This is a genomic window from Rhizomicrobium sp., assembly GCA_037200385.1.
GTDB lineage: Bacteria > Pseudomonadota > Alphaproteobacteria > Micropepsales > Micropepsaceae > Rhizomicrobium.
Genome location: JBBCGL010000001.1, coordinates 2,867,770 through 2,894,279, shown reverse-complemented (window position 1 = coordinate 2,894,279; position 26,510 = coordinate 2,867,770). Strand labels below are relative to the sequence as shown.

Below are 26,510 nucleotides of genomic sequence, written 5' to 3'. Positions count from 1 at the left end.
GCAAGGATCGGAGTGATGGCGGCGCAATTTGGGGGCACTCTCAATTGGCACAGCATGAGAAGCTAAGAAGATGACGAGAACCGGCACGATCCCGAAACTTGCGATGCGATCGGTGGTGGACGACCCGCGCTGGACCCGGATCGCCGCGCGCGACAAGAGCGCCGACGGCCACCTCTGGTACTCGGTCGCCACCACAGGCGTCTATTGTCGACCATCCTGCCCCTCACGTCTTGCCAATCCGGAGAATGTTCAACTTCACGACAATCTGGAAAGTGCCAAAGCGACCGGGTTTCGCCCTTGCCGCCGCTGCAACCCGGACGGACCCACGGTCGATGCCGAAAATGCTGCCCTGGTTGCCAAGGCGTGCCGGACTATCGAGCAAAGCGAAGAAGAACCTTCACTCGAACAGTTGGCGGACGCTGCCGGCCGCAGTCCGGGCTACTTCCATCGTCTGTTCAAGGCGACCACCGGACTGACGCCAAAGCAATATGCCGCCGCGCATCGCGCGAAGAAGGTTCGCCAGGGGTTGGCTTCCGGCAACAGCGTTACGGCGACGCTCTACGACGCCGGCTTCAATTCCAGCGGTCGTTTCTACGAGAAATCGACGGAGATGCTTGGCATGACGCCGTCGCAATATCGCGCCGGCGGCATCAACGAGGAGATCAAATTCGCCGTGGGGCAGACCTCGCTTGGCGCGATCCTTGTCGCCTCGAGTGGGAAGGGGATCGCGGCGATCCTTCTCGGCGACGATCCGGACAAACTCGTTCGCGATCTACAGGATCGCTTTCCGAAGGCGCGTTTCATCGGCGGCGACCGCACATATGAGGAGATGGTCGCTCGGGTCGTCGGTTTCGTAGAGGCACCGAAGATTGGCCTCGATCTCCCGCTCGATGTCCGCGGCACGGTCTTCCAACAGCGTGTATGGCAGGCGCTTCGGGAGATTCCCGCAGGCAAGACCGTCTCTTATGCCCAGATCGCCCAGCGCATCGGAGCGCCCAACGCGGTGCGCGCGGTCGCCGGCGCCTGCGCCGCCAACAATCTCGCCGTCGCGATTCCTTGCCATCGCGTGGTCCGGACAGACGGTTCTCCGTCAGGCTATGCCTGGGGCGCGGAGCGCAAGCGCGCGCTGCTCGATCGCGAAGCTCCCGGAAATGGGTGACCCGTGGCTCCCGATTCACGTCCTATGGGCCAAGACCCCGCCAGAGCACTCGTGATGACGTGTGTCGGCCAGTTCGTCGCCGATGGCGTCGCCGACTGGGACAAGCTCGACAATGGCGACATCCGGCTCCGCTTCAACACGGGCGAGACGTTTCTTCTCTCCAAGACGGCGATCATCCGCCTTGGCGAAGAGGCCTCTACATGAAAGCTCGATTGTCCGTCTTCTCCGCCGCTTCGGCGGTCGGATCCGTCGCGGATTGGGTCGCGGCCTATGACTGGCGCGCGGTCATAAACGAACTCGATAGCTTTGGCTGCGCCGTCTTGCCAAAGCTCCTCGCACCCTGGGAATGCAACGCGATTGCAGAACTTTATCCCGACGAGAAGCATTTTCGAAGCCACGTCCATATGGCGCGGCACGGTTTCGGCAAGGGCGAATATCGCTACTTCAAATATCCGCTGCCGGACCTTATCGGCGGCCTGCGAACCGCTCTCTATCCACATCTGGCCATAGTCGCCAACGAATGGAACGAACGAATGGGAATAGACGAACGCTATCCCCGGAATCATGCATCGTTCCTCAAGCAGTGTCATGACGCCGGCCAGACGCGCCCGACGCCGCTCCTCCTTCAATATATGGCAGGCGATTTCAACTGCCTGCATCAGGATCTGTACGGCGACCTCGCATTTCCCATTCAGGTCGCAATCCTGCTCTCTGAGCCGGGCTCGGATTTCACGGGCGGCGAGTTCGTCCTGACCGAACAGCGGCCGCGTATGCAAAGCCGGGCCGAGGTCGTGCCGCTTCAGCAGGGCGACGCCGTGGTCTTCGCCGTCCATAACCGTCCTGTGCGAGGCGCCAAGGGAAATTACCGCGTGAACTTACGCCACGGTGTGAGCCGTCTCCGTTCCGGCAAGCGCCATACCGTCGGGATCATCTTCCACGACGCAGCCTGACCGACGGCATCTTTCGACTTGAAGGGAACGGATCGGTCGCATCGTCGTCGGCGCGCGATATTCTCTATGTCGACAAAGCATGGGATGCATGCACCAGCGCGCGGAGAGAGACGAGGAGGTACAGTAAGAATTTAAGTCCCTGAATTTGCTATGAACGGTATTCAACGCGATTGAATGCAGAAGTCAGGACTTCTTTGGCTTTTTGGACGGGAGCCGTCTTGTCTTTTACGACATTGCGCGGGGCCGGCCCTCCGACCCACATCCACACATGCTCATCGCCGGTAACCGTTAATAGTAATCATAGTGATTGGTCGTGGATGCATTGCAGGCGCGACGATTATAGAAACGCACGGCGCGAGCTTTGGGCGATTGCGTAGCGTACGCGTCGTGACGTCGAAAGCTCCGCGCGGTGTGGGGGAATCAAGCAATGCTGCGCGTGTGCTGTGCGAATTTGCATAGCGAAGCCTGCATACTCGCGAGCGGTTCCCAGCACGGCACAGCCGATTTACGGCGTTTGAAAAAGCCACCGGCGCTTGGCGCCGCGGGCTCTCGATGGTGACACTATGGTGAACGAGAAGAAGTCCGCTCACAGACTAATGCGCTTGCGCGTCCGTACCGCCGTAATGCTCGGCGTTTCGCTGCTCGGCCTCCTGGCCTCGCCGGCGATGGCGGTCACGGCGACCTTTACCGGTAACGGCGCCTCGAACAACTGGTCAGACGCCAACAACTGGTCGCCGGCGGGCGTGCCGGGCGCCCACACCGATATCACCCTCGCGCAGAGCGGAACCCACGCGCCGTCCAACTTCGATATCAGCCAGACCTTCTCGTCGCTGACGATCCAGACGCCGTCCAATGCGACGACCCTGGCCAATGGCTATGTGGTTAACGACGGCGGCGGGATATTCACCATGATCGACAATTTCGTCCTCGTCGATCAGTCGAACACGTCGGCGGCCACGCAACTGAACATGAAGATGGTGCTCGGCGGAGAGACCGATGTCCATCTGACGACGAACGCGCACGATCTCATCCTGGGCGGCGATATCTCCGGCGGCGGCGGCCTCTTTATCTTCAGCGGCAGCAAAGACATCATCCTGAGCGGCGCCAACACCTATACCGGCGGCACGACCATCAGCCAGGGCACCCTGTCGGTCGGCGCCGATGCCAATCTCGGCGACGATGCGGGCGGCGTCGAGATCAAAAACGGCAGCACGCTCAAGCTCACCGCCGGCTTCACCACGTCGCGCAACATCGCCCTGGACACCGGCACGCAGAACATCGACACCGAGAGCGCCCCGAACGCCAGCTACATCGTCTCCGGCCTCATCTCCGGCGACGGCGGCCTGAACAAGACGGGCGCCGGCACGCTCGTGCTCACCAATGACGAGACTTATACCGGCGGCACCACGATCGCGGCCGGTGCGCTCTCGCTGGGCGACCTGGCCGGCGGCACGACCGGTTCGGTCGTGGGCAATATCGCCGACAACGGCACGCTGTTCTTCAACCACACCGACGACGTCACCTTCTCCCACGTCATCTCCGGCAGCGGCTTCGTGGTGAAGGACTTCGACAGCAAGCTGACCTACACCGCCGACCAGACCTATGCCGGAACGACGCTGGTCACGCTCGGCACGCTGCAGCTCGGTAATGGCGGCACCGGCGGCATGGTGGCCGGCGACATCGCGCTCGGCGGCACGGTCGATCCCGTCACCCATGTGGTCACCGACCCGTCGGCGCTGGTCTTCGACCACTCCAACGACATCACCTTCAGCCACAACATCTCCGGCATCGGCCGGCTCGAGAAGGACGGGTCCGACACGCTCATCCTCACCGGCAGCAATTTCTTCACCGGCGGCACCACGATCGCGACCGGCGCGCTGCAGATCGGCAATGGCGGCACGGCGGGCACCATCGCGGGCGATGTCGCCATCGCCAGCGGCGCTACCTTCGCCATCGACCTCGACAACGCGGTATCCGCCGGCCCGCCGCCGGTCATGATACCGACCGTGCTCATGCTGAACGGCACGATCAGCGGCCAGGGCACGCTCCATCAGATGGGCACCGGCACGACCGTCCTCACCGGCACCGACACCTATACCGGCGGCACGGTCATCGACCAGGGCACGCTGCAGATCGGCAATGGCGGCACGACCGGCTCCATCGTCGCCAACACCGACGGCTCCAATCCCGGCACCCTCACCGACAACGGCGCGCTCGTGATCGATCTCGGCAGCACGACCGTCTCGGCCGGCCCGCCGCCGGTCACGGCGCCCGTCGTGCTGACCCTCGCCGACGCCATCACCGGCACCGGCTCGCTGAGCCAGATCGGCAGCGGCACCACGATCCTGACCGGCGACAGCACCTATACCGGCGGCACCACGATCTCGGACGGCACGCTGCAGTTCGGCGACGGCGTCGCAGCGACAGGCTCCGTCACCGGCGACATCACCGACAACGCGGTGCTGGCGATCGACCGCACCAACGCGATCGACCTCGCCGGCGTCATTTCCGGTAGCGGCAGTGTCAGCATGATTGGCTCAGGCGTCCTCACGCTGGGCGGCGTCAACACCTATGCCGGCGGCACGAATCTTTCGAACGGCACGATCACCCTGGCGGCGCCGACGGCGCTCGGCACCGGCGCCATCACGATCACCAACGACGCGGTGCTGGCTTTCAATGGCGCCGCGGATTTCACCAACGCCATGGTGCTCGGCGCCGGCGGCGGCACCGTCGTCGTCAGCCCCAACACCGTCGATCGCTGGTCGGGCGCCATCACCGGTGCCGGCCTGCTGACCAAGGTGGACGCCGGCACGCTCGTCATCGACGGCGTCGACAGCGCCACTGGCGGTACGACGATCGCGGCGGGCACGCTCCAGATCGGCTTCGGCGGAACCTCCGGCTCCATCGCCGGCGACATCCTCGACAACGGCATCCTGAGCTTCGACCGCAGCGACAACATCGACTTCGGCGGCGTCGTCTCGGGCAACGGCGTGGTGGAGCAGGGCGGTGGCGGCGTGCTCACGCTGAGCGGCACCAACATCTACAGCGGCGGCACCAACATCGACGCCGGCACGGTCAGCATCTCCAGCGACGCCAATCTCGGCAATGGCGGCACGGTCGCGATGGCGGCGGGCACGACGCTCAGGATCACCGCCTCGGGCACCTACACCCACAACGCCACGCTCGACGGCGATCCGACGTTCAGCATCGCGTCGGGCACGACCTCGGTGTGGAGCGGCGAGATCGACGACGGCGCCACCCCCGGCACGCTCGAGATCGCCGGCGGCGGCACCTTCAATCCCACCAACACCGCGAACTCCTATTCCGGCGGCACGGTGGTCAAGGGCGGCAGCACGCTCCTGATCGATGCCGACGGCGCGCTTGGCGCGGCCACCGGCGGTCTCACGCTCGGCGACGCCACCACCAAGGGCACGATCGAAGCCGGCGCGGACGTCACGCTCGCAGCCGCCCGCACGGTGACGCTGGCTGCCGGCGGCGGCACGATTTCCACCGACGCCACGCATGTCTTCACCATCGGACAGGGCATCGGCGGCACGGGCGCGCTGACGGTGGCGGGCGGCGGCACGCTGGTCCTGACGGGCGCCAGCACCTATGCCGGCGGCACGACGGTCACCGGCAACCTCCAGCTCGGCGACGGCACGACCGCGGGCACGATCGCCGGCGATGTCGCCGACAACGGCACGCTGACCTTCGAGGAAAACTCGGACCAGACCTTCGCGGGCGCGATCTCCGGCACGGGCTCGCTGACACAGGACGACGCGGGCCACACCCTGACGCTGACGGGCGCCGACAGCTATACCGGCGGCACCACGATCACCGCCGGCACGCTCCAGGTCGGCGACGGCGCCACGAACGGTGCGATCGCGGGCGACGTGACCGACAACGGCGCGCTGGTCTTCGACCGCTCCGATGCCGTCACCTTCGCAGGCATCGTGTCGGGCGGCGGTATGCTCACCCAGGCCGGGACCGGCACGCTGGTCCTCACGGGCGATAGCACCGCGACGGGCGAGACGATCATCACGGCCGGCGCGCTGCAGCTCGGCAACGGCAGCACGAGCGGCTCTGTCGTCAGCACCGCCATCGTCGACGGCGGCACGCTGGCGTTCGACCGCTCGGATTCGTTGATCGAAGCCGCGCTCATCAGCGGCGGCGGCACCGTGCAGCAGGCCGGAAGCGGCACCACCATCCTCACCACCGACGAGACCTATACCGGCGGCACGACCATCACGGCCGGCACGCTGCAGCTCGGCAATGGCGGCACCTCCGGCTCCGTGCAGGGCGCCGTGACCGACAACGCGACTCTTGCCATCGACCGTTCGGATACGATCACGCTGGGCGTCGTCGCGGGCACCGGCACACTCAACCAGGCGGGCACGGGCACGACGATCGTCGACAGCACCGAGACCTATAGCGGCGGCACGACGATCTCGGCCGGCACGCTGCAGATCGGTGCCGGCGGCACCACCGGCGCGGTCGCCGGCGATATCGTGGACAACGCGACGCTCGCCTTCGACCGCTCGGACGCCGTGACCTTCGGCGGCGCGATCTCCGGCACCGGCGCGCTCCGCCAGATCGGCGGCGGCACGCTCATCCTGACCGGCAACGATACGTATACCGGCGGCACGACCATCGCGTCCGGCACGCTGCAAGTCGGCGATGGCGGCACGACCGGCGCGATCACCGGCGATGTCGCGGACGACGGCACGCTCGTCTTCGACCGCAGCGACGCCGTCACCTTCTCCGGCGCGGTCTCCGGCAGCGGCAGCCTGCGCCAGGCGGGCGGCGGCACGCTGATCCTCACCGGCGACGATACCGCCGCGGGCGGCACCACCATCGCCGGCGGCACATTGCAGATCGGCGACGGCGGCACGACCGGCAGCGTCAGCGGCGCCATCGCCGATGGCGGTGCGCTGGTGTTCGACCGCTCGGACGCGATGACGTTCGGCGGCGCGATCTCGGGCAGCGGCAGCGTCACCCAGCTCGGCATCGGCGTCACGACGCTCAGCGCGACCAACACCTATACCGGTCCCACCAATGTCAACGGCGGTACGCTGCTGGTGACCGGCTCGATCGCGTCGTCGGCCACGACGATCAACACCGGCGGCACGCTCGGCGGCACCGGCACGGTCGGCACGCTCACCTTCGGGGGCGCCGGCGCCGTGGCGCCCGGCGTGAATGGCATCGGCACGCTGCACGTCAACGGCAACGCCACCTTCTCCTCGTCGGCCATCTATCTCGCCGACGTGACACCGACCACGACCGACTTGCTCAGCATCTCCGGCCAAGCGGCGCTAGGCGGCACGCTGATGGTGAACCCGACGGGCTCGGGCTACACCTACGGCCAGAAGATCACCGTGCTGACCGCTGCCGGCGGCGTGACCGGCACCTTCTCGGCTCTTATCGCGCCGAGCTTCGGCCCCAATCTCGTGGCCCTCCTGGGCTATGACGCGGACGACGCCTTCCTGACGCTCGCGCCGGCCTCCATCGCGCCGTTGCTGCCGGCAGGCGCGACCAACAACCAGGGCAATGTCGCGAGCGCGGTCGATTTCGCCATCGCGCACGACAACGGTGCCGCGGCCTTCGCCGGCTTCGGCTCGCTCACCCCGGATCAGATCACGACCGTGCTGTCGCAGATGTCGGGCGAGGAAGCGACGCAGGCACAGCTCGCGGCGGTCCATGCCACGGACTCGTTCCTGGGCACCATGCTCGATCCGGCGGTCGGCGGACGCGGCGGCCTCGGCAATCCCGGCGGCGCGCTGACGCTGGCCGACAATGAGAGCTTCGACCAGCTGGCCTCCAACGGCGACGCACCGTACCAGCGCGCCAACCGGCGCGCCCTGATGCTGTGGGGTGCTTTCCACGGCGGCGTCGCCAAGTCGGGCGCCGATCCGCTCGCCGGCTCGCACAACAGCAACGAGACGGCCTATGCCGGCGATATCGGCCTCGACTTCACGCCGCGATCGGGTAACGCCGCGGTCGGCATCGCGGTCGACTTCGGCCAGCAGAACTGGTCGCTGTCCCAGGATCTCGGCAAGGGCAGGGCCAGCGGGATCCAGGCCGGCGCCTATTACTCGCGGCGCTTCGGCAGCGAGCGGAAATTCTACTTCGATGCCGCGGCGTCCTACGGGCACTTCGACGTGAAGACGGACCGCACCGTCGTGTTCGGCGGCACCAACGCCTATCACGCGGACTTCACGGCGCAGGACATCGCGGCACGGTTCGAGTTCGGACGCACCTTCGAGACCTCGGACGGGCTCCTCACGCCCTATCTGCGCTGGCAGGGCAGCGACATCGGCATGCCGACCTATGCAGAGTCGACGGTCGCGGGTTCGTCGGCCTATGCGCTGACCTACACCAGCCGCCACCACTTCGATTATTCGTCGGAGATCGGCTCGTCCTGGGATCAGCGCGTTGCCGAGGCCACCGACCTGCACGCGCGGCTGGGTTGGGTGCACGACTATGCCGACGGCATCCAGGACGTGGCGACGTTCTCAGCCTTCTCCGGCGCGTCCTTCACGGTGACCGGCGCGGCGCCGGCGCGCGACGCGGGACATATCTCGCTTGGCGTGCAGCATGACACGGACAACGTCTCGCTGTCGCTCAAGGCCGACGCGCTCGTCGGCGCACAATCGCAAAGCTACGGCGGCACGGCAGCCGTCTCGATCAAATGGTAGGTCCCGTGAAGCGCGGGTTGGAGGGGCATATGATGAAGATATCCATCGCAGAGCGTGTGGCTGGTTCGGACAGGCCGCAAAAGCTGCCTCGCGCGTTCCGTGCGCTGAGCCTGGGCACGGTGCTCACCGTGACGCTCTGTGCGCCCGGCTGGGCGGATACGGTGACCACGATGCCCGGCACGCCGTCCAGCGCGACCATCCACACGCTCACGACCTCGACGGCCGCCACCCATAACGCCGTCGGCCAGGGCGGTTGCGTCCAGCAATATCAGGGCGCGATCAATGCGCTGCAGGACGCCGCCAATACGGCCAATGACGTGGGCCTGGCGGCCCAGGCTGCCGGCGTCGCGACGCAGATCGGCGCGTTGACCGCGACCGCCGCGACGGCGGGCGCCAAGGTTCCCGAATTCCTCCAGATGGGCGCCGGCCTGGCCGAGACCGCGGCCTATGGCGTGGCGCCGGCGCCGACCGCGGCCGGCATTCCCGGTTCGGAGCTGGCGGCGGCCGCCGCGCTCGAGCTCGGCGCGGGCGAGGGGCTCGATGCCACGGAGTTCGGCACCGATGTTGCGGGCCTGGGCACCGATGCCGGCGGCCTCGCTTCGTCCATCGCGGCACAGGTCGACAACACCAAGGCGCAAGCGCTGGGCGAATACACCCAGGGGCTCCCGAACTGCGAGCAGGAGTTCTCCGGCACGATTACCGGCGACGCCAACCTCAATCTCGGCCAGGGCCTGTCGGCGTTCAACGGCGGTATCACCATCGGCAATCCCGACGGCGCGAGCTATTCGACCGGTATCGCGCTCGGCGGCGGCTCGCTCTCCGGCGCCGGCAGCGGCGCGCAGGCGATTGCCGACGACGCCACTGCGATAGCGCTCGGCAATGGCGCACATGCCGCCGGGGTTGGCGCCGTCGCGTTCGGGCAGGATTCGTTCGCCGACCTGGAGGGTGTCGCAATCGGCGATCATGCCACGGCGGGCATCACCGGCACGGCGCTTGGCGCCTTCGCCGCGGCCGGCAACGAAGCGGTCGCGGTCGGCGACTTCTCTGCGGCTTCCGGCGTGCAGAGCGTCGCCTTGGGCGAGTCCTCAACCTCCAGCGGTCTGGAATCGATCGCCATCGGCGCGCATTCGACCGCGGGAGCGGATTTCGCGATCACCATCGGCGCCGGTTCGTCGGCCAACGGCCAGGGGGCTGTCGCCTTCGGCACGAATGCGCAGGCGACGGCCGACTTCACGACGGCCGTCGGTTTCGGCACGACGGCGTCGGCGGTGAATGCCTCCGCCATCGGATTCAGCGCCACCGCCTCCGGCGCGAACAGCTCCGCCTTCGGCGACACCGCGACGGCCTCCGGCGACAACAGCACGGCAGCTGGCGTGAACGCGCTCGCCTTCGGCACGTCAAGCGCGGCCTATGGCGACACCGCAACGGCGACGGGCGCCAGCAGCGCCGCTTATGGCGATCATGCCACGGCCGGCGGCGATTTCAGCGTCGCGGCAGGCTTCGAAAGCAAGGCCAACGGTGCCGGCGACGCAGCCTATGGCGATCATGCGCAGGCCTTCAGCACCGACAGCACCGCGGTCGGCGCGGGAGCGTTCGCCGCCGGTACGACCAGTTCGGCCTTCGGCGCGTTCGCCGTCGCCTCCGCCGACGGATCGACCGCGATCGGCGAGACCAGTTCCGCCGGCGGCACGAACAGCGCCGCCTTCGGCGCCGGCTCGACCGCGAACGGCAACTTCAGCATAGCCGCCGGCTTCGGTTCGGTGGCCAGCGCCACCAACGCAGCGGCCTATGGCCAAGGCTCGGTCGCGAGCGGCACCAACGCGGCGGCCTATGGCAACAACAGCCTTGCGTCCGGCAACGCGTCGGTCGCGGTCGGCGACGGTGCGCGTGCCACGCAAGCCGGCTCGATCGCCATGGGCGAGGGTTCGTCCTCGCTTGGCCTGAACACGATCGCCATCGGTACCGGTTCGACGGCACTCGACTCGGTCGCGGTGGGCTACAAGGCATTCGCATCCGGCGGCTGCGCCGCGTTGGGCGACTTCGCGGTCGCGACCGGTCCCAATTGCGTCGCGGTCGGCCCTAGCGCCAGTGCGCCAGGCAACCAGTCCTACGCGGGCGGTTACCAGAGCACGTCGGGCGGCAATCAGTCGGTCGCGGTCGGCTCGCAGTCGAACTCGTCGGGCAGCAACTCGGTGGCGGTCGGCTCGAACAGCCTGTCGAGCGGCACGAACGCCGTGGCCATCGGTCCGAACGCGGCCGCGACGGGGAATAACTCGGTTGCCATCGGCGCCAACTCGGTCGCGTTGCAGGACAACACCGTGTCCTTCGGCACGCCGAACGACCCGCGCCGCCTCACCAATGTGGCGCGCGGCCGCGAGCCGCTGGATGCGGTGAACTTCAGCCAGTTCTCCGCGGCCATCACGGCCGTTGCCGCCGCACCGTCCATCGAGACGCCGTCGGCGCCGGGCAAGTCGACCTTCGCCTTCAACACCTCCTATTTCCGCGGCCAGGAGGGCTTCGGCATGGCGCTGGCGCACCGGTTTGACATCGAGACGCCTGCCATGGTGGATGCCACCGTGTCCGAGGGCTCCAGCAAGGAGTGGGTTGTCCGCGCAGGCTTCTCGGTCGAGTTCTAGCGGGCGGGAAGCAGATGGATAGTCTTCGGCGATTTGTCGCGTCGGCGTGGGTCGCCTGGGCATTGGTCGCTCTGCTTGCGGTTGTCGTTGTGCTCTCGGCGATGGGAAGGCTGAGGCCTCTCCCGGGCGGCGATGGAACCGACTATGTCGCGGCCAGCCAGCAGCTTGCCAATGGTGATCGTGCCCAGACCCCGCATATGCGGCTCGAGTCCCAGTATCCGGGTCCGCTCCAGGACACGACCATCGAGCGCTGGCGCGACCCGGTGGACAATACGGTGTGCTATATCTACCTGCCTATCGCGGTGGCGCACGCGCCTGGACCTGCGGGGCTTGTGCAGTACGGCGCCGCCAACATCGGCTCGATCAGTTGCTTCAAGGGTAAGTGATCCGGGCAGCGGCGCTGCGATATCGCGTTGCTCGTGAAAGACGGGAAGGCGTCGGACGCGAGAATCCGGAAAACGGGGATTGTCTAGCCCGCTCACTTGGCGGCAAGGCCAGCATTGACGATGGACTCCCTGTTCCCAGGTCAACGTTCCCTGTTACGCGTGATATCTTCGCTGTCGCTTGTCTGAACCGGTTGGAGGATTAGCCCGCTACTGCTGAGTCAGACGCAATTGCGAAGGAAGATCGCGCCAGCCGTCGAAGGTGCCGCTCTGAGAGACGCAGATGACGTATTTGGGCTTGCCGTCCGCCAGCGCCGAGCCGTTCAGGTGACAATGGTCTTCGGCGGCCGGCCGGCCGATGAAGGGTGGCCGCCACAGCGATGAAAATGGTCGATCGGTCGCCCGAACACGCACGCCGCGCGAGGAAGAGCACGATACCCATGTGATGCTTCTCACGAGCAGCGAGATGCCGGATCCGGGGATGAATGCGCCATGCGGCTCTACGGCCGTTTGATCGACATCGGCTCAGGCCTTGGACTTGAACCGATCGACGACGTCGAGGATTTGATCGAGGTCGCGATCGCTGACGTCGAGATGGAATACGAAGCGGACCATCCTGGGACCCATGGCGATGGCGCGGATGCCATGCTGCTCAAGAAAGGCGACGTAGGCGCCGGCATCCACACGAAGGTGCGCGATCACGAGATTGGTCTCGGCCGGCATGACGCGTTCGACATAGCCAAGGTCGCGTAGCGCAGCCGCCAGCTTGGTGGCCTTGGCGTGGTCTTCCGCGAGACGCTCGATATTGTGCTCGAGCGCATAAAGACCGGCGGCGGCAATATAGCCGACCTGGCGCATGCCGCCGCCCATCGCTTTGCGATAGCGGTGGGCCAGCGCGATTTTCTCGCGGCTGCCCAACAGAACGGAGCCTGCAGGTGTGCCGAGACCTTTGGAAAGGCAGATCGAAATCGTGTCGAACAGCGCGCCATAGCGCGCCGCCGTCTCTCCCGTCGCGACAAGGGCGTTGAACAGGCGGGCACCGTCGAGATGCAGCGCCAGCGCCTTGCTGCGGCATAGGGTGGCGATCGCCGCGATCTCACGGATATCCCAGCAGCACCCGCCGCCCCGATTCATGGTATTCTCGATCGAGACCAGGCGCGAATAGGCGAGATGCGAGTCCAGCCGGTTGTTGATCGCCGCCGCAACGTCCGCCGCCGCGAAGAGCCCCGTATCGCCGCGCAACAGTTTGACCGACGCGCCGGCATTGGAAGCGATACCGCCTCCTTCATAGACATAGACATGCGCATTTTCCGAGCAGATGACCTCGTCCCCCGGCCGCACATGCACGCGGATGCCGACCTGGTTGCTCATCGTACCGGTCGGAAAGAAGAGCGCCGCCTCCATTCCGAAAAGCGCCGCAGCCTTGTCCTGCAGTGCGTTGACCGTCTCGTCCTCGCCGAAGACGTCGTCGCCGACCTTCGCGCGCATCATCGCATCGAGCATGGCGGCCGTGGGGCGGGTGACGGTATCGCTGCGAACGTCGATCATGGCGGCCTCTGACAGGATCGCCGTTTCATACGCGCGACAACGCGGAAAGCAAGTGAAATGCCGCGCCGCGAACGAATCGTGAGCCGTGGCTCCATGCGGGGGAAGTCTACTCCGCCGCGGCGCTACCCTGTCGGGCGCGCAAGCGGCTCGGTGTCATGCCGTAATGGGCGCGGAAGGCCGTGGAGAAATTGCATTGATGGCGAAAGCCGATGGCAGCCGCGATCTCGCTGATGGGCTCGTCGGTGGTTGTCAGCAGGCGGTGACCGGTGACGATGCGCATTTCCTGCAGATGCTCGGAAATGCTGACGCCGAAAAGACTCTTGAAGCCGTAGAACAGCTTGTTGCGATTCAGCCCGACCATCTGGCTGAGATTGGCGACGGTCGGCGGATGGGCGAGGTTCTCGTCCAATATCTCCCGCGCCATTTGCAGGGCCGTTATGTCGCGCGCATTCAGCCGGATATGTTGCGACAATGCATCGGGCGACTGCTGGTTGAACATATAGTCCAGGCTCAGGATCAGAAGCTCTTGCGCCTTGGATGCGACATAGGAGGCGCGAAGTCCGCCCTGTGGCCGCTGGTTGATCATCTCCGCCGTGGCTTCCCGAAGGGCCGGCGTGAATTTGAACGGCCGATAGGCGAAGCCGTCGGCATCGGGCAGGTGCTCGCTTTCGCGCAGGGGCAAGTCGTCCGGGACCATGTCGGCGAGCTCGCCCAATGTCTCCGGCCGACAACATACGGTGACCCATTTCAGCGCGGCACCGGGCGCGACGCTTTCCACGGTCAGCTCGTCGGACGGCACCGACACGAACCGCCAGGAAGGCGACAGAACGGGAATGCTGCTGCGCTTGCCGAACGCCATGTCGACGGAAATGCTCAGGCTGAAATTCAGCCGAATCCATCCGTCGTCGATGACGTGGAATGTGTGCTCGCCGCGAAAGGCGCAGTCGAAGACGATCACGCGCAGAGAATCGCTGCAGAGATATTCGATCGAGCCCTTCCCATCCGCCTCGGACAGGTCGATGCGCCCGAATTCCGTCCCCGAAACGCTCTGGCGCAACTCCGCAGCTTCGGATTCGAGGGTCACGGCACCCACAAATTGTGCGAAATCGCCCCATTTGAAGAGCTTGCCGGCGGGTGGGGCAACAAGGGAACGCGACACGGATAGCTCTTTTTGCGGTATGCCGACCGGCAACGCTAGCACGCGGCCGGATTTTGGGTGCGCCGCAAAACAAATGCGTCCAGAAAAAAACTAAGTGTGACACCCAAAAGACAGCGCGTTCCGCGGCGCGATAACTTTCCGGCGGCTGTGTTCATGAGTTGAGGGTTAGGTGATGGCGCTGGGATCGAATTTTACCAGGTATTTCAATCGGGAATTGTACGCAACGGCGGCGATGACCGCGGCGATGCTGGCGATTTTGCCCGTTGCGGCTCAAGCCGACCCTATTGCGGCTGCGGGCCAGGTTGAAACCGTCACCGTCACCGCCCGCAAGGTTTCGGAGTCCCTCCAGAGCGTTCCGGCTTCGGTTTCGGCGCTTTCGGCGGCCGACTTGCACGGCGCGGGAGTCAGTTCCTTCTCCGACCTCATTACCCAGGTCCCGAATGTGTCCTTCGGTGGCGGCATTGCCGGCTCGCTGCAGGGGCAATTGGGCATCCGCGGCGTGTCCACGCTCGAGCGCAATATCGGCATCGAATCCGGCGTCGGCATCTATGTCGATGGCGTCTATCAGGGTCGCTCGGATAACTACAATCAAGAGCTGATCGATGTGTCGCAGGTCGAAGTGCTGCGCGGTCCGCAGGGCACGCTGTTCGGCAAGAACACGGTGGCCGGCGTTTTCAATATCACGACGATGAAGCCCACCGACCAGTTCGAGGGCGAAGCGCGCGCCGAAGTGGGCAATTACGGGCTTGTTCGGGCGCAAGGCTACGCCATGGGACCTTTGTCCGACACCGTCGGCGGCAAGATCTCGCTCGGTTACGTCTCCAGCAGCGGTACCTATAAGAACCTGAACGGCGGTCCGGATGGCGACGCGCTCAACCTGATGTCCTATCGCGGCTCTCTGTACTACACGCCGACGGACAAGATGTCCTTCGCCCTGTCGGTCGATGGTCTGCACGACCGCGGCAGGCCTGCCTATTTCCAGGTCACCGATTTGCCGGGCCTGCCCGGAAATCCGATGGCAACCCAGCCGCATACGATCGAACCCGACGGCCAGGATTACCTGCACCGCGACAATTACGGCATCTCGCTCACGGGTACTATCGATCTCGACTTTGCCACCCTGACCTCGATCAGCGCTTATCGCATGGCCGACTATCACGCATCGCTCGACGACGACCAGTCGCCGCTGATCTATCTGTCCAAGGATATCTGGTCCGACAAGACGAAGTTCTTTTCGCAAGAGCTCCGCCTGAACGGTGACATCGGCAGCGATCTCAGCTACGTGGCGGGTGCCTATTATTTCAGTCAGACCGTTTCCACCAGCCGCGAGCTCGACATCGGTTCCGGATTCGGAATCCCCGGCAATCCGCCGCTCTATACGCTTGGTGCGGTGACCACCAATACCTACGCAATCTTCGCCAATCTCGACTATCGCATCACCGGTGCACTGACCCTCTCCGGCGGTCTCCGCTACAGCGCGGAGGGCAAGAATGCCGGCTTCGACCAGGAAGATCCGTCCGGTATCTTCGCGCTTCTGTCGCTGCCCTCCCTTTCCTATGCGAAGAAGGTGACCAACTATGATCTGTCACCGATGGGTTCGCTCTCCTACCAGGTGATGCCGGATATCATGACCTATGTGCGCGTCGCACAAGGCTACAAGAGCTCGGCTTTCAATATCGATTTGGTCGGTTCGACCAACGGGCTGTTCGCCGGTCCAGAACATGCGACCACCTATGAGGGTGGCGTAAAGACCGAACTCTTCGACAACAGTCTGCGCGCGAACTTCGCCGTCTTCGACACCGAATACGAGAACATGCAGGTATCGCAGCTCCTGGGCAGCGGCGTGACGTTGAACAACGCCGGCGCGGCCACGATAAAGGGCGCGGAAGCCGAACTCGTTGGCTACGTCACCGACGCCTTCAAGCTCGAGGGCTCGCTTGGATATCTCGACGCACACTATACGCGCTACCAGGATTGCTCGATTCCCGCATCGCTCGGCGGCGGCACGACCGACTGCTCGGGCAACCGGATCATCGGCGCTCCCGCCTTCACCTTCCAGGCCGCCGGCGAATATACCTATCCGATTTCTTTCGGCACCTTGATCGGACGCCTGGAATATACCGGCCAGTCGCCGGTTTATTACGAGGCGACGAATTCCAAGCGCTTCGAGACCGATACCCGCAACATCGTCAACGCGCGTCTCAGCCTCGTCTCGGGCGATTGGGAAGCGACATTGTGGGGCAAGAATCTCATGGACGAGGTCTACACGACCTATCACGACGACCGGTCGACGGTCGGGGTGCTCCAGACCACCGCCTATGGCGACCCTCGAACCTACGGCATCAGCGTCGCGTTGCATTTTTGAGCCGCGAACCGGCCATGAGCACCAGATATTACAGTGAGCCCGCGCCGCCGGGCTTCGTCCTGCAAAAGGTGGAAACGCCGGCCGGCCGGCTTGCGGTGTGGGAGCGTCACGGGCGTGAGCCGGCGCTTGTCCTCATTCACGGCAACAGCGCGTCGAAGGCAGCCTTCCGGCCGCTGCTGGCGCAGCCCCTTTTCAATGGGCGGCGTGTGGTGGTTCTCGACATGCCCGGGGCCGGCGAGTCGGACGACGGACGCGAGCCCGAGAGGGACTATACGTTCACGGCGCTGGCGCAGGCCGTTCTTGTGGCGCTTGCGGACATGAAGATCGTCGCGCCGGTCGTACTCGGCTGGTCGCTCGGCGGGCATCTTGGTATCGAGGCCATCGGCCAAGGCGCCGATTTCCGGGCCTTGGTGCTGACGGGAACGCCCCCTTGCGGACCAGGCCGCGCCGAGGTCGACGAAGTCTTCTATCCGGGCGAACTGATGGCCGTCGTCACCGGCGAGTCGCCGTCGCCTGAACTGCTGAATGCCTATATCCGCGCACTCTACGGTGCGACACGGCCCATTTATTTCGAACTCTTCAATGCCGGCCGCCGGTTTGACGGCAGGCTGCGACGCATCTTTGCAGACAATATATTCGGCAGCGATCCGCCACGAGCCAAGCGTCAGCGTCAGGTCGTCGCCGAATGGAAGAAGCCGATCGCCGTCATCCAGGGCGACAATGAGCCCTTCTTCGATCCCCGGGGTCTTGATGCGCTGCGATGGGGCAATTTGTGGCGCGGCAAAGGCCAATTCGTGCCGGGAACGGGTCACGCGCCCTTCTACGAGCAGCCGGAAGCCTATGCCTCGCTGCTCGATGCCTTTCTCCGGGACATCGGTGCGTGAGCACCCTGCAGGTGCAGGGCGCCGATGTCGCCTGACGTGACGGACCGGCCACGGTTGCTCGATGCCCATGACCGGCTGATACTGGCCGAGCTCGCACGCAACGCGCGCCTTCCGAGCCAGACGATCGCCAATCGTATCGGACTTTCCCGAAGCGCGGTGACCTTGCGGATCCAGCGCATGGAGCAGGACGGAACGATCTCCGGCTACACGTTGAAGCGAGTGCCGCCGCCACGCGACTTCATATCGATCCTCATGATCCAACGGCGCGATCGATTGCGCGGCAGCGATGTGCTCTCCTTTTTGCGTGCGACGGCGGAGGTGCGCGGCTGCTGGGTACTGAGCGGGGAACTGGACATCCTCGCGATCGTGCGCGCCGCGACGCAGGAGCGGGTCGGTGAGATCTGGCGAAACCTCGCCCGCCTGAGCGGTGCCCGCGATACGGTTACCGCCATGGCTCTAGAAACCGTCGTCGCTCTCGACTGACGTTTCGCGCGCAGACGAACGGAACGATCGCGGTGGCGCGCACGGCGCACGTATCGCTTGCTCGCCCCAACGCGCGCGAACGCTATCGTCCGCTTGCCAAAGCGGAGCATAGCTCATGACAGATCCTAAAACCCTGCGGCTCGCGCTGGTCGGATATGGCGGTGTCGGTCGTGCTCTGGCCGAACTGCTTCATGCGCGGGAGAAGACGCAGGGGAACCGCTTTTGCGTGGTCGGCGTGACGGATCTGCGCTTCGGCTCGGCCTTTGCGCCCGCCGGCCTATCTTTGTCCGCACTGGCGGCGATGGGTTCTGAAAGTGGTGCGCTGAACGGTCTGCCCGGCGCCAGCCGCATCGACAACGAGGCACTCGCCGCGAGCGATGTCGTCGACGTGCTGGTGGAGGCGAGCTTTACCGATGTGGTCGATGGCGAGCCGGCCCTGTCGCTATGCGCGATGGCCTTGGCGGCCGGCAAGTCCGTCGCGACCACCAACAAAGGGCCGGTGACGTTCGGCCTTGCCCGCCTCGATGCGCTGGCGAAAGCGCGGGGCGTGTTGTTCCGCTTCGAGGGTGCGGTCATGAGCGGCACGCCCGTGTTGCGCACCGTACGGACGTGTTTCCCCGGTGCGCGCTTCACGGGGTTTCGCGGCATCCTGAACGGCACTTCGAACTATGTGTTGGGGCGAATGGAAGCCGGTGCATCGCTGCAGGACGCGGTCATCGAGGCGCAGGCCGCCGGCTACGCGGAGGCCGATCCGACCGCCGATCTGGAGGGTCACGACGTCCGGCTCAAAGTGGCGATCCTCGCCAATTCCCTCCTCGGGACCGACATCCGCCCTTCCGACATCCCCTGTCGCGGCATCGGAGCGATCGACGCGCAGGCGGTCCGATCCGCGCCTGCATCCGGTCTACGCTGGAAACTGATCGGCCAGGCCGGATGGGACGAGGATGGCGCGTTGCGCGCGAGTGTCGAGACCATGCTCCTGCCGCTCGCCGATCCGCTCGCGGCCGTCACGGGAGCGACCAACGCCCTGAGCGTGATGAGCGAGCCGCTCGGCGCGACGACGATCATCGGGCCGGGTGCCGGGCGTGTCGAGACGGCATACGCGTTGCTGTCCGACCTGATCGAGATCGCGGGGTCTATGTCATGAGCGCAGAACCGGCGGACCGCATCGTCGTCGCCAATCCCTATGACGGCACGTTGCTGGCGGAACTGCCGAGCGCTTCGCCGGCGGACGTCGATGATGCCGTCGCCTCGGCGCAGGAGGCGGCCGAGGTCTCCGCAGGCCTCAGTCGCGCCGCCCGTGGCGAAATTCTGGATCGGACGGCTTGGCTGCTCGAAGAGGAAGCCGAAGGGGCGGCCCGGTTGATCGTCCGGGAGGCCGGCAAGACAATCCGGCAGGCGCGCAAGGAGGTACGCCGTGCGGTCAACACGCTCCATCTTTCCGCTGCCGAGGCGCGACGCCTGGCCGGCGAAGTCGTGCCGTTTGACTCCTTTTCCGGCAATGAGGGGCGGATCGGCTATTTCACTTACGAGCCCTTGGGCCTGATCGCGGGCATCACGCCCTACAACGACCCGCTCAATCTGGTCGCGCATAAGGTCGGCCCGGCGATCGCCGGCGGCAATGCCATCTTGCTGAAACCGTCCGAACTTGCGCCGCTGAGCGCGATTCGGCTCGCCAAACTCTTTGCCGCAGCCGGTCTGCCTCCCGATATTTTCTCCATTCTCACTGGCGGACCGCTTGCTGCATCGCGTCTCGCCGGCGCACCCGCCGTCCGCATGGTCTCCTTCACTGGCGGCATGGCAGCGGCCGCCAAGATCGTCCAGGCAGGTGGGGTCAAGCGCTATGCCATGGACCTTGGCGGGAATGCACCTGTGATGGTCATGGCCGACTGCGATCTCGAAAAGGCCGTCGAAAATTCCGTCTCGGGTGCGTTCTGGGCGGCAGGACAGAACTGCGTCGGCGTACAGCGCATTTTCGTGGAGCAGAGCATCGCGTCGCGGTTCGTCGACGCATTTGTGGCGCGGACGCGGGCGTTGATGGTCGGCGATCCACTGGACGAAGCCACCGACATGGGACCGATGATCTCAGCCGCACATGCCGCGCGCGCGATGGAGCTTGTCGGCGACGCCGTTCGCCGCGGTGCCAGGCTGCTCGCGGGCGGCAGTGCAAGGGGAGCATTGATGACGCCGACGGTGTTGCTGGACACGCCGCATGCGGCGTCCGCCTGGCGCGATGAGGCGTTCGGTCCGATGGTTTCGATCGAATCCGTCCCCGATATAGACGCCGCGTTGGCGCTGGCGAATGCATGCGATGCAAGCCTGCATGCCGCGATCTTCACCACCGATCTGAACCGCGCCCTCACGGCCACAAAATCGCTTCAGGCGTCTGGCGTCATGATCAACGATTCGTCCGATTTCCGCCTGGACGCCATGCCCTTCGGCGGTTTCAAACAGGGCAGCATGGGCCGCGAAGGCGTGCGCTTCGCTCTTTCCGAAATGACCCAATCCAAGGTCGTGATGTTCGGTCCTTGACGCGCGGCTCCCAGGCGCGTGGGTCGTCAGAAAGCTTAGCTTGGCACCGCCGTCGTCGGGTCGCCGTCCAAGAGCGGCTCGTAAAGTGCGTCATCGGGATCTGGCCAGCCGAACTGTTCGCGCCGCTCGGCAAGGACGCGGCGATAGACCGCGACGTCGACATAATTGGCGTGCCTGGGTGAAGCGACGTAGTTCTTCGTCCCCCGGAGATTGGGGACATCCTCATGCTTCAGCCGGTCCCAATCCGCCCTGCCTTTGCCGCTCTCCGCGATCCAGGCATCCATCGCCGCCATTTGCGCCATTTCGTCGAAGCGCTGGTAGCCCGCCGAAGCGAACTCCACGAAGCCCACCACCGCCAGGCCATGCAGGCGGCGGTGGAAGATGTTCAGATAGAGCTCCGGATGTCCCTGCTTCCATGTGAAGAGAGACTCGTCCAGGTAGGGAATCTTGTAGTTGTAGCCCGTCGCGAAGAGGATGAGATCGAACGTCTCCTCGCTGCCGTCTGTGAATATTGCGCCGGTTTCCGTGAATGTCTTCACATCGCGTTTGGCTTTCAGGTCGCCATGCGCGAGATAGTGCAGAATCTGCGTGTTCATGATGGGGTGCGATTCCAATGCCTTGTGGTCGGGCGCGGGAAGGCCGTAGCGCGTCAGGTCGCCGACGACGGCGTCCAGCATTTTGCTCGGGTCGTCGGGTATCACCACGCCTTCGGGCGGGTGGACGCCGCTCAGGAAGACGTCGGTCGGCACACCGAAAATATGCTTGGGCACGAAGCGATAGCCGCGGCGCACGCTGATGAAGGCTGCGTCGGCCGCGCGCGCTGCATCGCAGGCGATGTCGACGCCGGAATTCCCGGCACCCACGATCAGCACGCGACGGCCGCGGAAGAGATCGGCGCTGCGATAATCCACGGTGTGCAGAACATCGCCCTTGAACCGTTCGAGGCCGGGATAGTCGGGCAGGCTGGCGTGCCAGGTCACGCCATTGGCGCAGATCATGCCGCGATAGAGACGGCTTTCGCCGGTCGAGAGCGTGACGCGCCAGCCCCCTTCGGCATTGGCGCCGACCGGCTCCGCATGACGGACCTCCGTATTGAAGGTAATGGCTTTCCGCAGGCCGAACCGTTCCGCGAAATCGCGGATATAGGCGAGAAGCTGGCGATAGCTGGGATAGTCCGGATAGTCGTCCGGCATCGGCAGCCCGTAGAAATTCGACGTGTATTTCGACGAGATGAAGTGCGCCGACTCGTACATCGACGTGCCGGGATTATCGATGTCCCAGATGCCGCCGACGTCGCTATGCCGCTCGAACTGATCGTAGGGAATACCGGCCAGGCGGAACGCGCGCGCAGCGAGCAGGCCGCAGGGGCCCGCGCCAACGATGCAATAGCGGCCTTCATAATGTACGTCGGTGGGAATCCGCCGCGCGCTTTCGGCTCTAAGGTCCGCCTCGGCCAGCACGCTGTAGTGAGCGGGCCTGTTGGCGCGCAACCAATAGGCAAAGACGACGCCGGCGGCGATCGCTGCGGGATAAATCGCGGGCAGCCATTTCACCCAGGACAGGTTTGCCGTGGCCAGAAGCGGAAAGTTGATCGAGACCAGAATGGACGCCAGAACGAGGCCACCGGCGCCGATCACCGATGCGACGAGCAGCCAGACGTTGACGAGCATCTTGCGCGACGCGAGCCAGGCGATGATTGCCAATGCCGCAAGCGCCTGGAGAACGATGATGCCCAACGTGCCCGTTCCGATCAGCACCGGAATTCCGGCCAGATAAGGATCCACCCCGCTCAGGGCGAAGGCTCCGACGCAGATCGTCGTCAGGCCGCTGACCGTAAGGCTCGCATTCGACGGGGCGTAGCGCGCAGGATGAAACTGGCCCAGGAAATGCGGCAGCAATTTCTCGCGGCTCAGCGCGAAGAGATAGCGTGCCGCGGCGTTGTGGATCGCCAGATAGGACGCCAAAATCGAGGTGCAGACGAGAAGTGCGGACACGGCTGACATCGTCTGGCCGCAATATCGCGTGAACAGGCTGAACATCAGCATGCCGCCGGCCGATGCCGCTTCGCTGGCGGCACGGTCGACCGTCAGCGCGCCGACGGTCGTCCAAGCGGTGAAGAGATAGAACACGCCGATCAGGAATACGGCAGCATAGGTGGCGAGCGGAATGCTGTGCTTCGGGTCTTTCGCCTCTTCCCCGTAGAGCGCAGCAGACTCGAAGCCGATGAAGGACGTGAACGCGAACATAAGCGCCACGCTGAAGCCCGGCGCGAAAATCATGCTGGGAGAAAAAGATCTCAGCGGGAAGGCCATCAAGCCCTTCTGGCCGATCACTGCAAGATCGAAGATCGCGAGAACGAGAATCTCCGCCGCCATCAACGCGCCCAGGATGCGCGACGACAGGTCGATGGAGCGATAGCCGAGAGCGCCGACGATCGCGATGCCCACGACGCCATAGACGAGCCAGGAAAGGGTCGCGCCCAGCGGCGCCAGGGCGAGTGCAAGGAAATAGCCAAAGAAGGCGGCCATGCCGATCGTGAAGCTTACATAGGCGATCATTGCGATGAATGCCGCGCCCACCCCGAGCGGCTTGCCGAGGCCGCGTGCCACATAGGTGAAGAAGGCGCCGGTGCTGACGATCCGGCGGCTGATCGCGGCATATCCGACCGAAAAGCAGATGAGTGTCAGTGTTGCGAAGAGGAATGCGGCGGGCACACCCCCGCCATTTCCGCGGCTGAGCGCGATCGGAAGATTTCCGATCATCGCGGCGAGCGGCGCGGCAGCGGCCACGACGAGAAAAATGATACGCGGCGTGGAGAGAATGCGCCGATGCTTACCGGTCTCGAAAGAGCGCGCGATGGCGCGAAGTGAGGTGTCCATGGTTTCCGTCTGCTATGCGTCGGCCTTGAGACCGCGGCTGTCGAGAAAGCGCTTGAGACCCTTCTCGCCTTGTTTCTGGAAAGTGGGAATCATCCGCGGCAACAGGCCGGGCGCGATCGAGACGAGTTTCGCCGTAACGCTGTCCCAGAACGGCAGATGCGTCTCCAGCTTCGTGCCGTCCATCGCGCGCAGACAGGCGGCGGCGACGTCATCGACGCTGAGCACATCCTTGTTGAGGAAGTTGAGCACCGAGCCGCCATGGGTCGCCTCATAGCGCAGCATGGGCGTATCGACTGCGCCGGGAAACACGCCGACGACCTTCACGCCTTTTGGCGCGAGTTCCAGGCTTGCGGCCGTAAGATAGCCGCGCAGCCCGAATTTCGACGCGCTGTACGCGGCGCTCCCGGGCAATGCGACGAGACCTGCGGCCGAAACGATGGACAGGATCGTCCCGCTTCCCCGCTCTGCCATCGTCCGCGCCGCTGCACGGGTGAAGCGCATCGGCGCGATCAAGTTGATCGCGATATGACGTTCCATCTCAGCGAAGGGCAGGTCGACGATATTGCCCGGCCGGATGATGCCGGCGTTGTTGACCAGCAGGTCCAAGCTTGGCTCGGCAATAATGAGTCTCTCGACGGCTTCGCAGCCGGGACTGCTGGACAAGTCTGCGATGACCGTCTGCGTCGTCTCGGGCAACTGCGCCTTGTTGGCCTCGAGGCGGGCCGCGTCCATATCCACCAATATCAGCGCATAGCCGCGCTCGGCGAGCCTTCGAGAGAGTGCGAGAGCAATTGCGCCGCCGCCGCCCGTGATGATTGCCGTCTTCGCCATGGCCGGTCCGCACAGAGGTTGATTGTCGGTACGTGATACATTATCACGTTTTGCATGACAAGGCAGCGATCAACCAAAAAAGCGAGGCGGCCATCCCGGCGTCCGAAGGCACAACAGGCGCGCTCGAAAGAGACGGTGCAGCGCATTCTCGACTCCGCCATGGCGCTGACGGCCGAAAAGGGCGACGCCGTTACGATGTCCGACATTGCGAGGCGCTCGGGCGTGGTCATCGGCGCCGTGTATCGCTATTTCGCAGACAAGCGGGCGATCAATCGCGCCATTCTGCTGCAGCACTTCGCCCAGGTCGAAGCGATGTTGCGCGAACATATCTGGCCGGCGGCCACGGCGGCGGAGTTCGTCCTCACCGTGCAATCGGTTTACGAGCTTTATTTCGAAATGCACCAGCGCGATCCGCTCTATCGCAATATCTGGTCATTGGTGCAGACGGACCCGGAATTGCAGGCGCTCGACATCGAGGATTCGCTGAAGAATGCGCAGATATTTTACGATATGGCGCGGCCGTTCTTTCCGGCCGCGGATTCCGAGGACCTGATGGCGGTCTGCGTTTTCCTGCTGCACTTTTCGGCTTCCAGCAGCAGGCTGGCGTTGGCGCTTCCCAAAGCGCTCGGGCTTCGAATGCGACCGATCTACAAAGATGTCATTGCCGACGCACTCCATGGTCTCGTGGGTACGAAGGGCAAGCGCGTGACCGGACGGTGAGGTGGCCTACAAGGCACCGCTCCGCGCGCGCGCGGGTTTGGCACGATAGTGGAGCGTCATCGATAGCGCGAAAACGGCCGCGCCGAGCGCCGTGAGCAGGGCCGCGATATAGAACGCGCCGCGCACGTCGCCGGGCGCCACGCCAAACGACGACAGGAACGGCCCCGCGCTCAGCCCGAAAATGGTGATGGCAGTGCCAAGCATCACCGCCCGGCGCGACGGCTCCATATCTATCAACAAAGCGACCTGGAACGGATTGAGCGCCAGCCAGAACAGTCCGAACAAGCCTGTCCCGATGAAGTAGACGGCATTCGACTGCGCGCTCGCGATGAGCACGATCACGATCGCTTGGCAGAGGGGGCCGACCACGGTGACGATGCGAAAGGGCAAGCGCCACGCGAAGCCCGCCACGGCAAAAGCTCCGGCAACCTGTGCCAGCAGGCTGACGGCGAGCGCAGAGCCTGCGATGTCCGCGGGAATATGGAACTGCGCCGCTATCCTCTCGGCATAGTCCCAAGCCCCGCCGATCGCAGCGTTCTGCAATGTGATGCCCAGCAGGATTCCAAGTACCGGCAAGGTCCATACCTTGCCGCCGGAAGGTGCCTGCGCAGCAATCGGCGGGACGCGCTCCGTCAACGCCAACGCCGCTGCAGCCGACAGCGCAGCAAGCACAGCCAAAATCGCAAATCCGCCGTCGGCGCCGATACGCGGCAAAAGATACGCCGGCAATGCATAGGCCAGCACCGCTTGCGGAATCGTCTGCAGCGCCAGGAACAATCCATTCAGGCGGTCGGGGCGTCTGGAGTGGGTTATGACGACGATCGCGGCACCCAGGATGAAGCCTTCGACGAAGCCGGCGGCGCCGCGCGTCAAGAAAAGCATGATGGAGCCATGCGAGGCGTAGATCGCCGCATCCAAGGCCGCGAGCAGGAGGGTCCCGATGGCCACCCTCGCCGCGATCTTGCCACGGCTGAGCACATGGGCTCCGACCGCCGATCCGATCGCCAAGGCGAGGACTTCGACGGTCGCGAGCCACCCGAGCGACGCTTCGTTGACACGCCCCTCCTGCGCCAGCGCTCCCAGCAGGATGGGCTGGATACCCAATATCATCAGCGCGACCGTGCCGATCACCATGCTGCTGCCGACGACGACCCAAGAATCGCTCGGCCCTTCCGGCGCGAAGCCGGCCTCGATCTCGAGGCCCGCGATACCTGTCGGAGCGGGACCTAGAGCCGGCGCGGCAATCTCGGAGGCGGGCTGCATGAGGACCTTCGCGTCGGCAGTTT

At 64.9% G+C, this 26,510-nt stretch carries 18 protein-coding genes; 12 read left to right on the top strand and 6 right to left on the bottom strand.

Going from position 1 to position 26,510, the window contains the following annotated elements; genetic code table 11:
* Positions 1 to 70 precede the first annotated feature (70 nt).
* The 6 genes from ada to WDM91_13545 all read left to right on the top strand — a co-directional run bounded on the left by ada (position 71) and on the right by WDM91_13545 (position 11,826).
* Entirely contained in the window at positions 71 to 1,159 is a 1,089-nt protein-coding gene (gene ada, locus WDM91_13570; GenBank protein MEI9995620.1) for a bifunctional DNA-binding transcriptional regulator/O6-methylguanine-DNA methyltransferase Ada, read from the top strand.
* Between the two features lie 54 nt (positions 1,160 to 1,213).
* Positions 1,214 to 1,363 carry a hypothetical protein gene (locus WDM91_13565; protein MEI9995619.1) on the top strand — a complete coding sequence of 50 codons (150 nt, stop codon included), beginning with the start codon at positions 1,214 to 1,216 and terminating at the stop codon, positions 1,361 to 1,363.
* Entirely contained in the window at positions 1,360 to 2,109 is a 750-nt protein-coding gene (locus WDM91_13560; GenBank protein ID MEI9995618.1) for a 2OG-Fe(II) oxygenase, read from the top strand. The genes WDM91_13565 and WDM91_13560 overlap by 4 nt, the downstream gene beginning before the upstream one ends.
* Before the next feature lie 602 nt (positions 2,110 to 2,711).
* Positions 2,712 to 8,804: an autotransporter-associated beta strand repeat-containing protein gene (locus tag WDM91_13555; protein ID MEI9995617.1), complete on the top strand. Its 6,093-nt coding sequence runs from the start codon at positions 2,712 to 2,714 to the stop codon at positions 8,802 to 8,804.
* Between the two features lie 29 nt (positions 8,805 to 8,833).
* The gene (locus WDM91_13550) at positions 8,834 to 11,440 is read left to right on the top strand and encodes a hypothetical protein (protein ID MEI9995616.1); all 2,607 of its coding nucleotides are present in this window, start codon (positions 8,834 to 8,836) and stop codon (positions 11,438 to 11,440) included.
* 14 nt (positions 11,441 to 11,454) lie between these two features.
* Positions 11,455 to 11,826, top strand: a complete 372-nt coding sequence (locus tag WDM91_13545; GenBank protein ID MEI9995615.1) for a hypothetical protein — start codon at positions 11,455 to 11,457, stop codon at positions 11,824 to 11,826.
* A 207-nt stretch (positions 11,827 to 12,033) separates the two neighbouring features.
* Here WDM91_13545 and WDM91_13540 read toward each other — a convergent pair whose 3' ends face one another.
* The 3 genes from WDM91_13540 to WDM91_13530 form a co-directional block, all read right to left on the bottom strand.
* Positions 12,034 to 12,237 carry a DUF4915 domain-containing protein gene (locus WDM91_13540; protein ID MEI9995614.1) on the bottom strand — a complete coding sequence of 68 codons (204 nt, stop codon included), beginning with the start codon at positions 12,235 to 12,237 and terminating at the stop codon, positions 12,034 to 12,036.
* A 111-nt stretch (positions 12,238 to 12,348) separates the two neighbouring features.
* On the bottom strand, positions 12,349 to 13,371 hold the full coding sequence (locus WDM91_13535) for a GntG family PLP-dependent aldolase (GenBank protein MEI9995613.1): 1,023 nt from the start codon (positions 13,369 to 13,371) through the stop codon (positions 12,349 to 12,351).
* A 106-nt stretch (positions 13,372 to 13,477) separates the two neighbouring features.
* Positions 13,478 to 14,530, bottom strand: coding sequence for an AraC family transcriptional regulator (locus WDM91_13530; GenBank protein ID MEI9995612.1), 1,053 nt, complete (start codon positions 14,528 to 14,530; stop codon positions 13,478 to 13,480).
* Between the two features lie 172 nt (positions 14,531 to 14,702).
* Between WDM91_13530 and WDM91_13525 the strand changes: the two genes are divergently transcribed.
* From WDM91_13525 to WDM91_13505, 5 genes are all read left to right on the top strand, one after another.
* Positions 14,703 to 16,895: a TonB-dependent receptor gene (locus tag WDM91_13525; GenBank protein MEI9995611.1), complete on the top strand. Its 2,193-nt coding sequence runs from the start codon at positions 14,703 to 14,705 to the stop codon at positions 16,893 to 16,895.
* Positions 16,892 to 17,779 carry an alpha/beta hydrolase gene (locus tag WDM91_13520; protein ID MEI9995610.1) on the top strand — a complete coding sequence of 296 codons (888 nt, stop codon included), beginning with the start codon at positions 16,892 to 16,894 and terminating at the stop codon, positions 17,777 to 17,779. The genes WDM91_13525 and WDM91_13520 overlap by 4 nt, the downstream gene beginning before the upstream one ends.
* A 24-nt stretch (positions 17,780 to 17,803) precedes the next feature.
* Positions 17,804 to 18,262 carry a winged helix-turn-helix transcriptional regulator gene (locus tag WDM91_13515; GenBank protein MEI9995609.1) on the top strand — a complete coding sequence of 153 codons (459 nt, stop codon included), beginning with the start codon at positions 17,804 to 17,806 and terminating at the stop codon, positions 18,260 to 18,262.
* 115 nt (positions 18,263 to 18,377) lie between these two features.
* The gene (locus tag WDM91_13510) at positions 18,378 to 19,409 is read left to right on the top strand and encodes a homoserine dehydrogenase (protein MEI9995608.1); all 1,032 of its coding nucleotides are present in this window, start codon (positions 18,378 to 18,380) and stop codon (positions 19,407 to 19,409) included.
* Positions 19,406 to 20,794 (top strand): aldehyde dehydrogenase family protein, encoded by a 1,389-nt coding sequence (locus WDM91_13505; GenBank protein ID MEI9995607.1) that lies wholly within the window; start codon positions 19,406 to 19,408, stop codon positions 20,792 to 20,794. Before WDM91_13510 ends, WDM91_13505 begins: the two co-directional genes overlap by 4 nt.
* A gap of 35 nt (positions 20,795 to 20,829) precedes the next feature.
* On the opposite strand, the gene WDM91_13500 is transcribed toward WDM91_13505, so the two are convergent.
* Both WDM91_13500 and WDM91_13495 read right to left on the bottom strand, forming a co-directional pair.
* The gene (locus WDM91_13500; GenBank protein MEI9995606.1) at positions 20,830 to 23,673 is read right to left on the bottom strand and encodes an amino acid permease; all 2,844 of its coding nucleotides are present in this window, start codon (positions 23,671 to 23,673) and stop codon (positions 20,830 to 20,832) included.
* Between the two features lie 12 nt (positions 23,674 to 23,685).
* Positions 23,686 to 24,504, bottom strand: coding sequence for an SDR family NAD(P)-dependent oxidoreductase (locus WDM91_13495; GenBank protein ID MEI9995605.1), 819 nt, complete (start codon positions 24,502 to 24,504; stop codon positions 23,686 to 23,688).
* 54 nt (positions 24,505 to 24,558) lie between these two features.
* Between WDM91_13495 and WDM91_13490 the strand changes: the two genes are divergently transcribed.
* Positions 24,559 to 25,224 (top strand): TetR/AcrR family transcriptional regulator, encoded by a 666-nt coding sequence (locus WDM91_13490; GenBank protein ID MEI9995604.1) that lies wholly within the window; start codon positions 24,559 to 24,561, stop codon positions 25,222 to 25,224.
* Positions 25,225 to 25,230: 6 nt separating this feature from the next.
* On the opposite strand, the gene WDM91_13485 is transcribed toward WDM91_13490, so the two are convergent.
* Positions 25,231 to 26,487 carry a hypothetical protein gene (locus WDM91_13485; protein ID MEI9995603.1) on the bottom strand — a complete coding sequence of 419 codons (1,257 nt, stop codon included), beginning with the start codon at positions 26,485 to 26,487 and terminating at the stop codon, positions 25,231 to 25,233.
* Positions 26,488 to 26,510 lie beyond the last annotated feature (23 nt).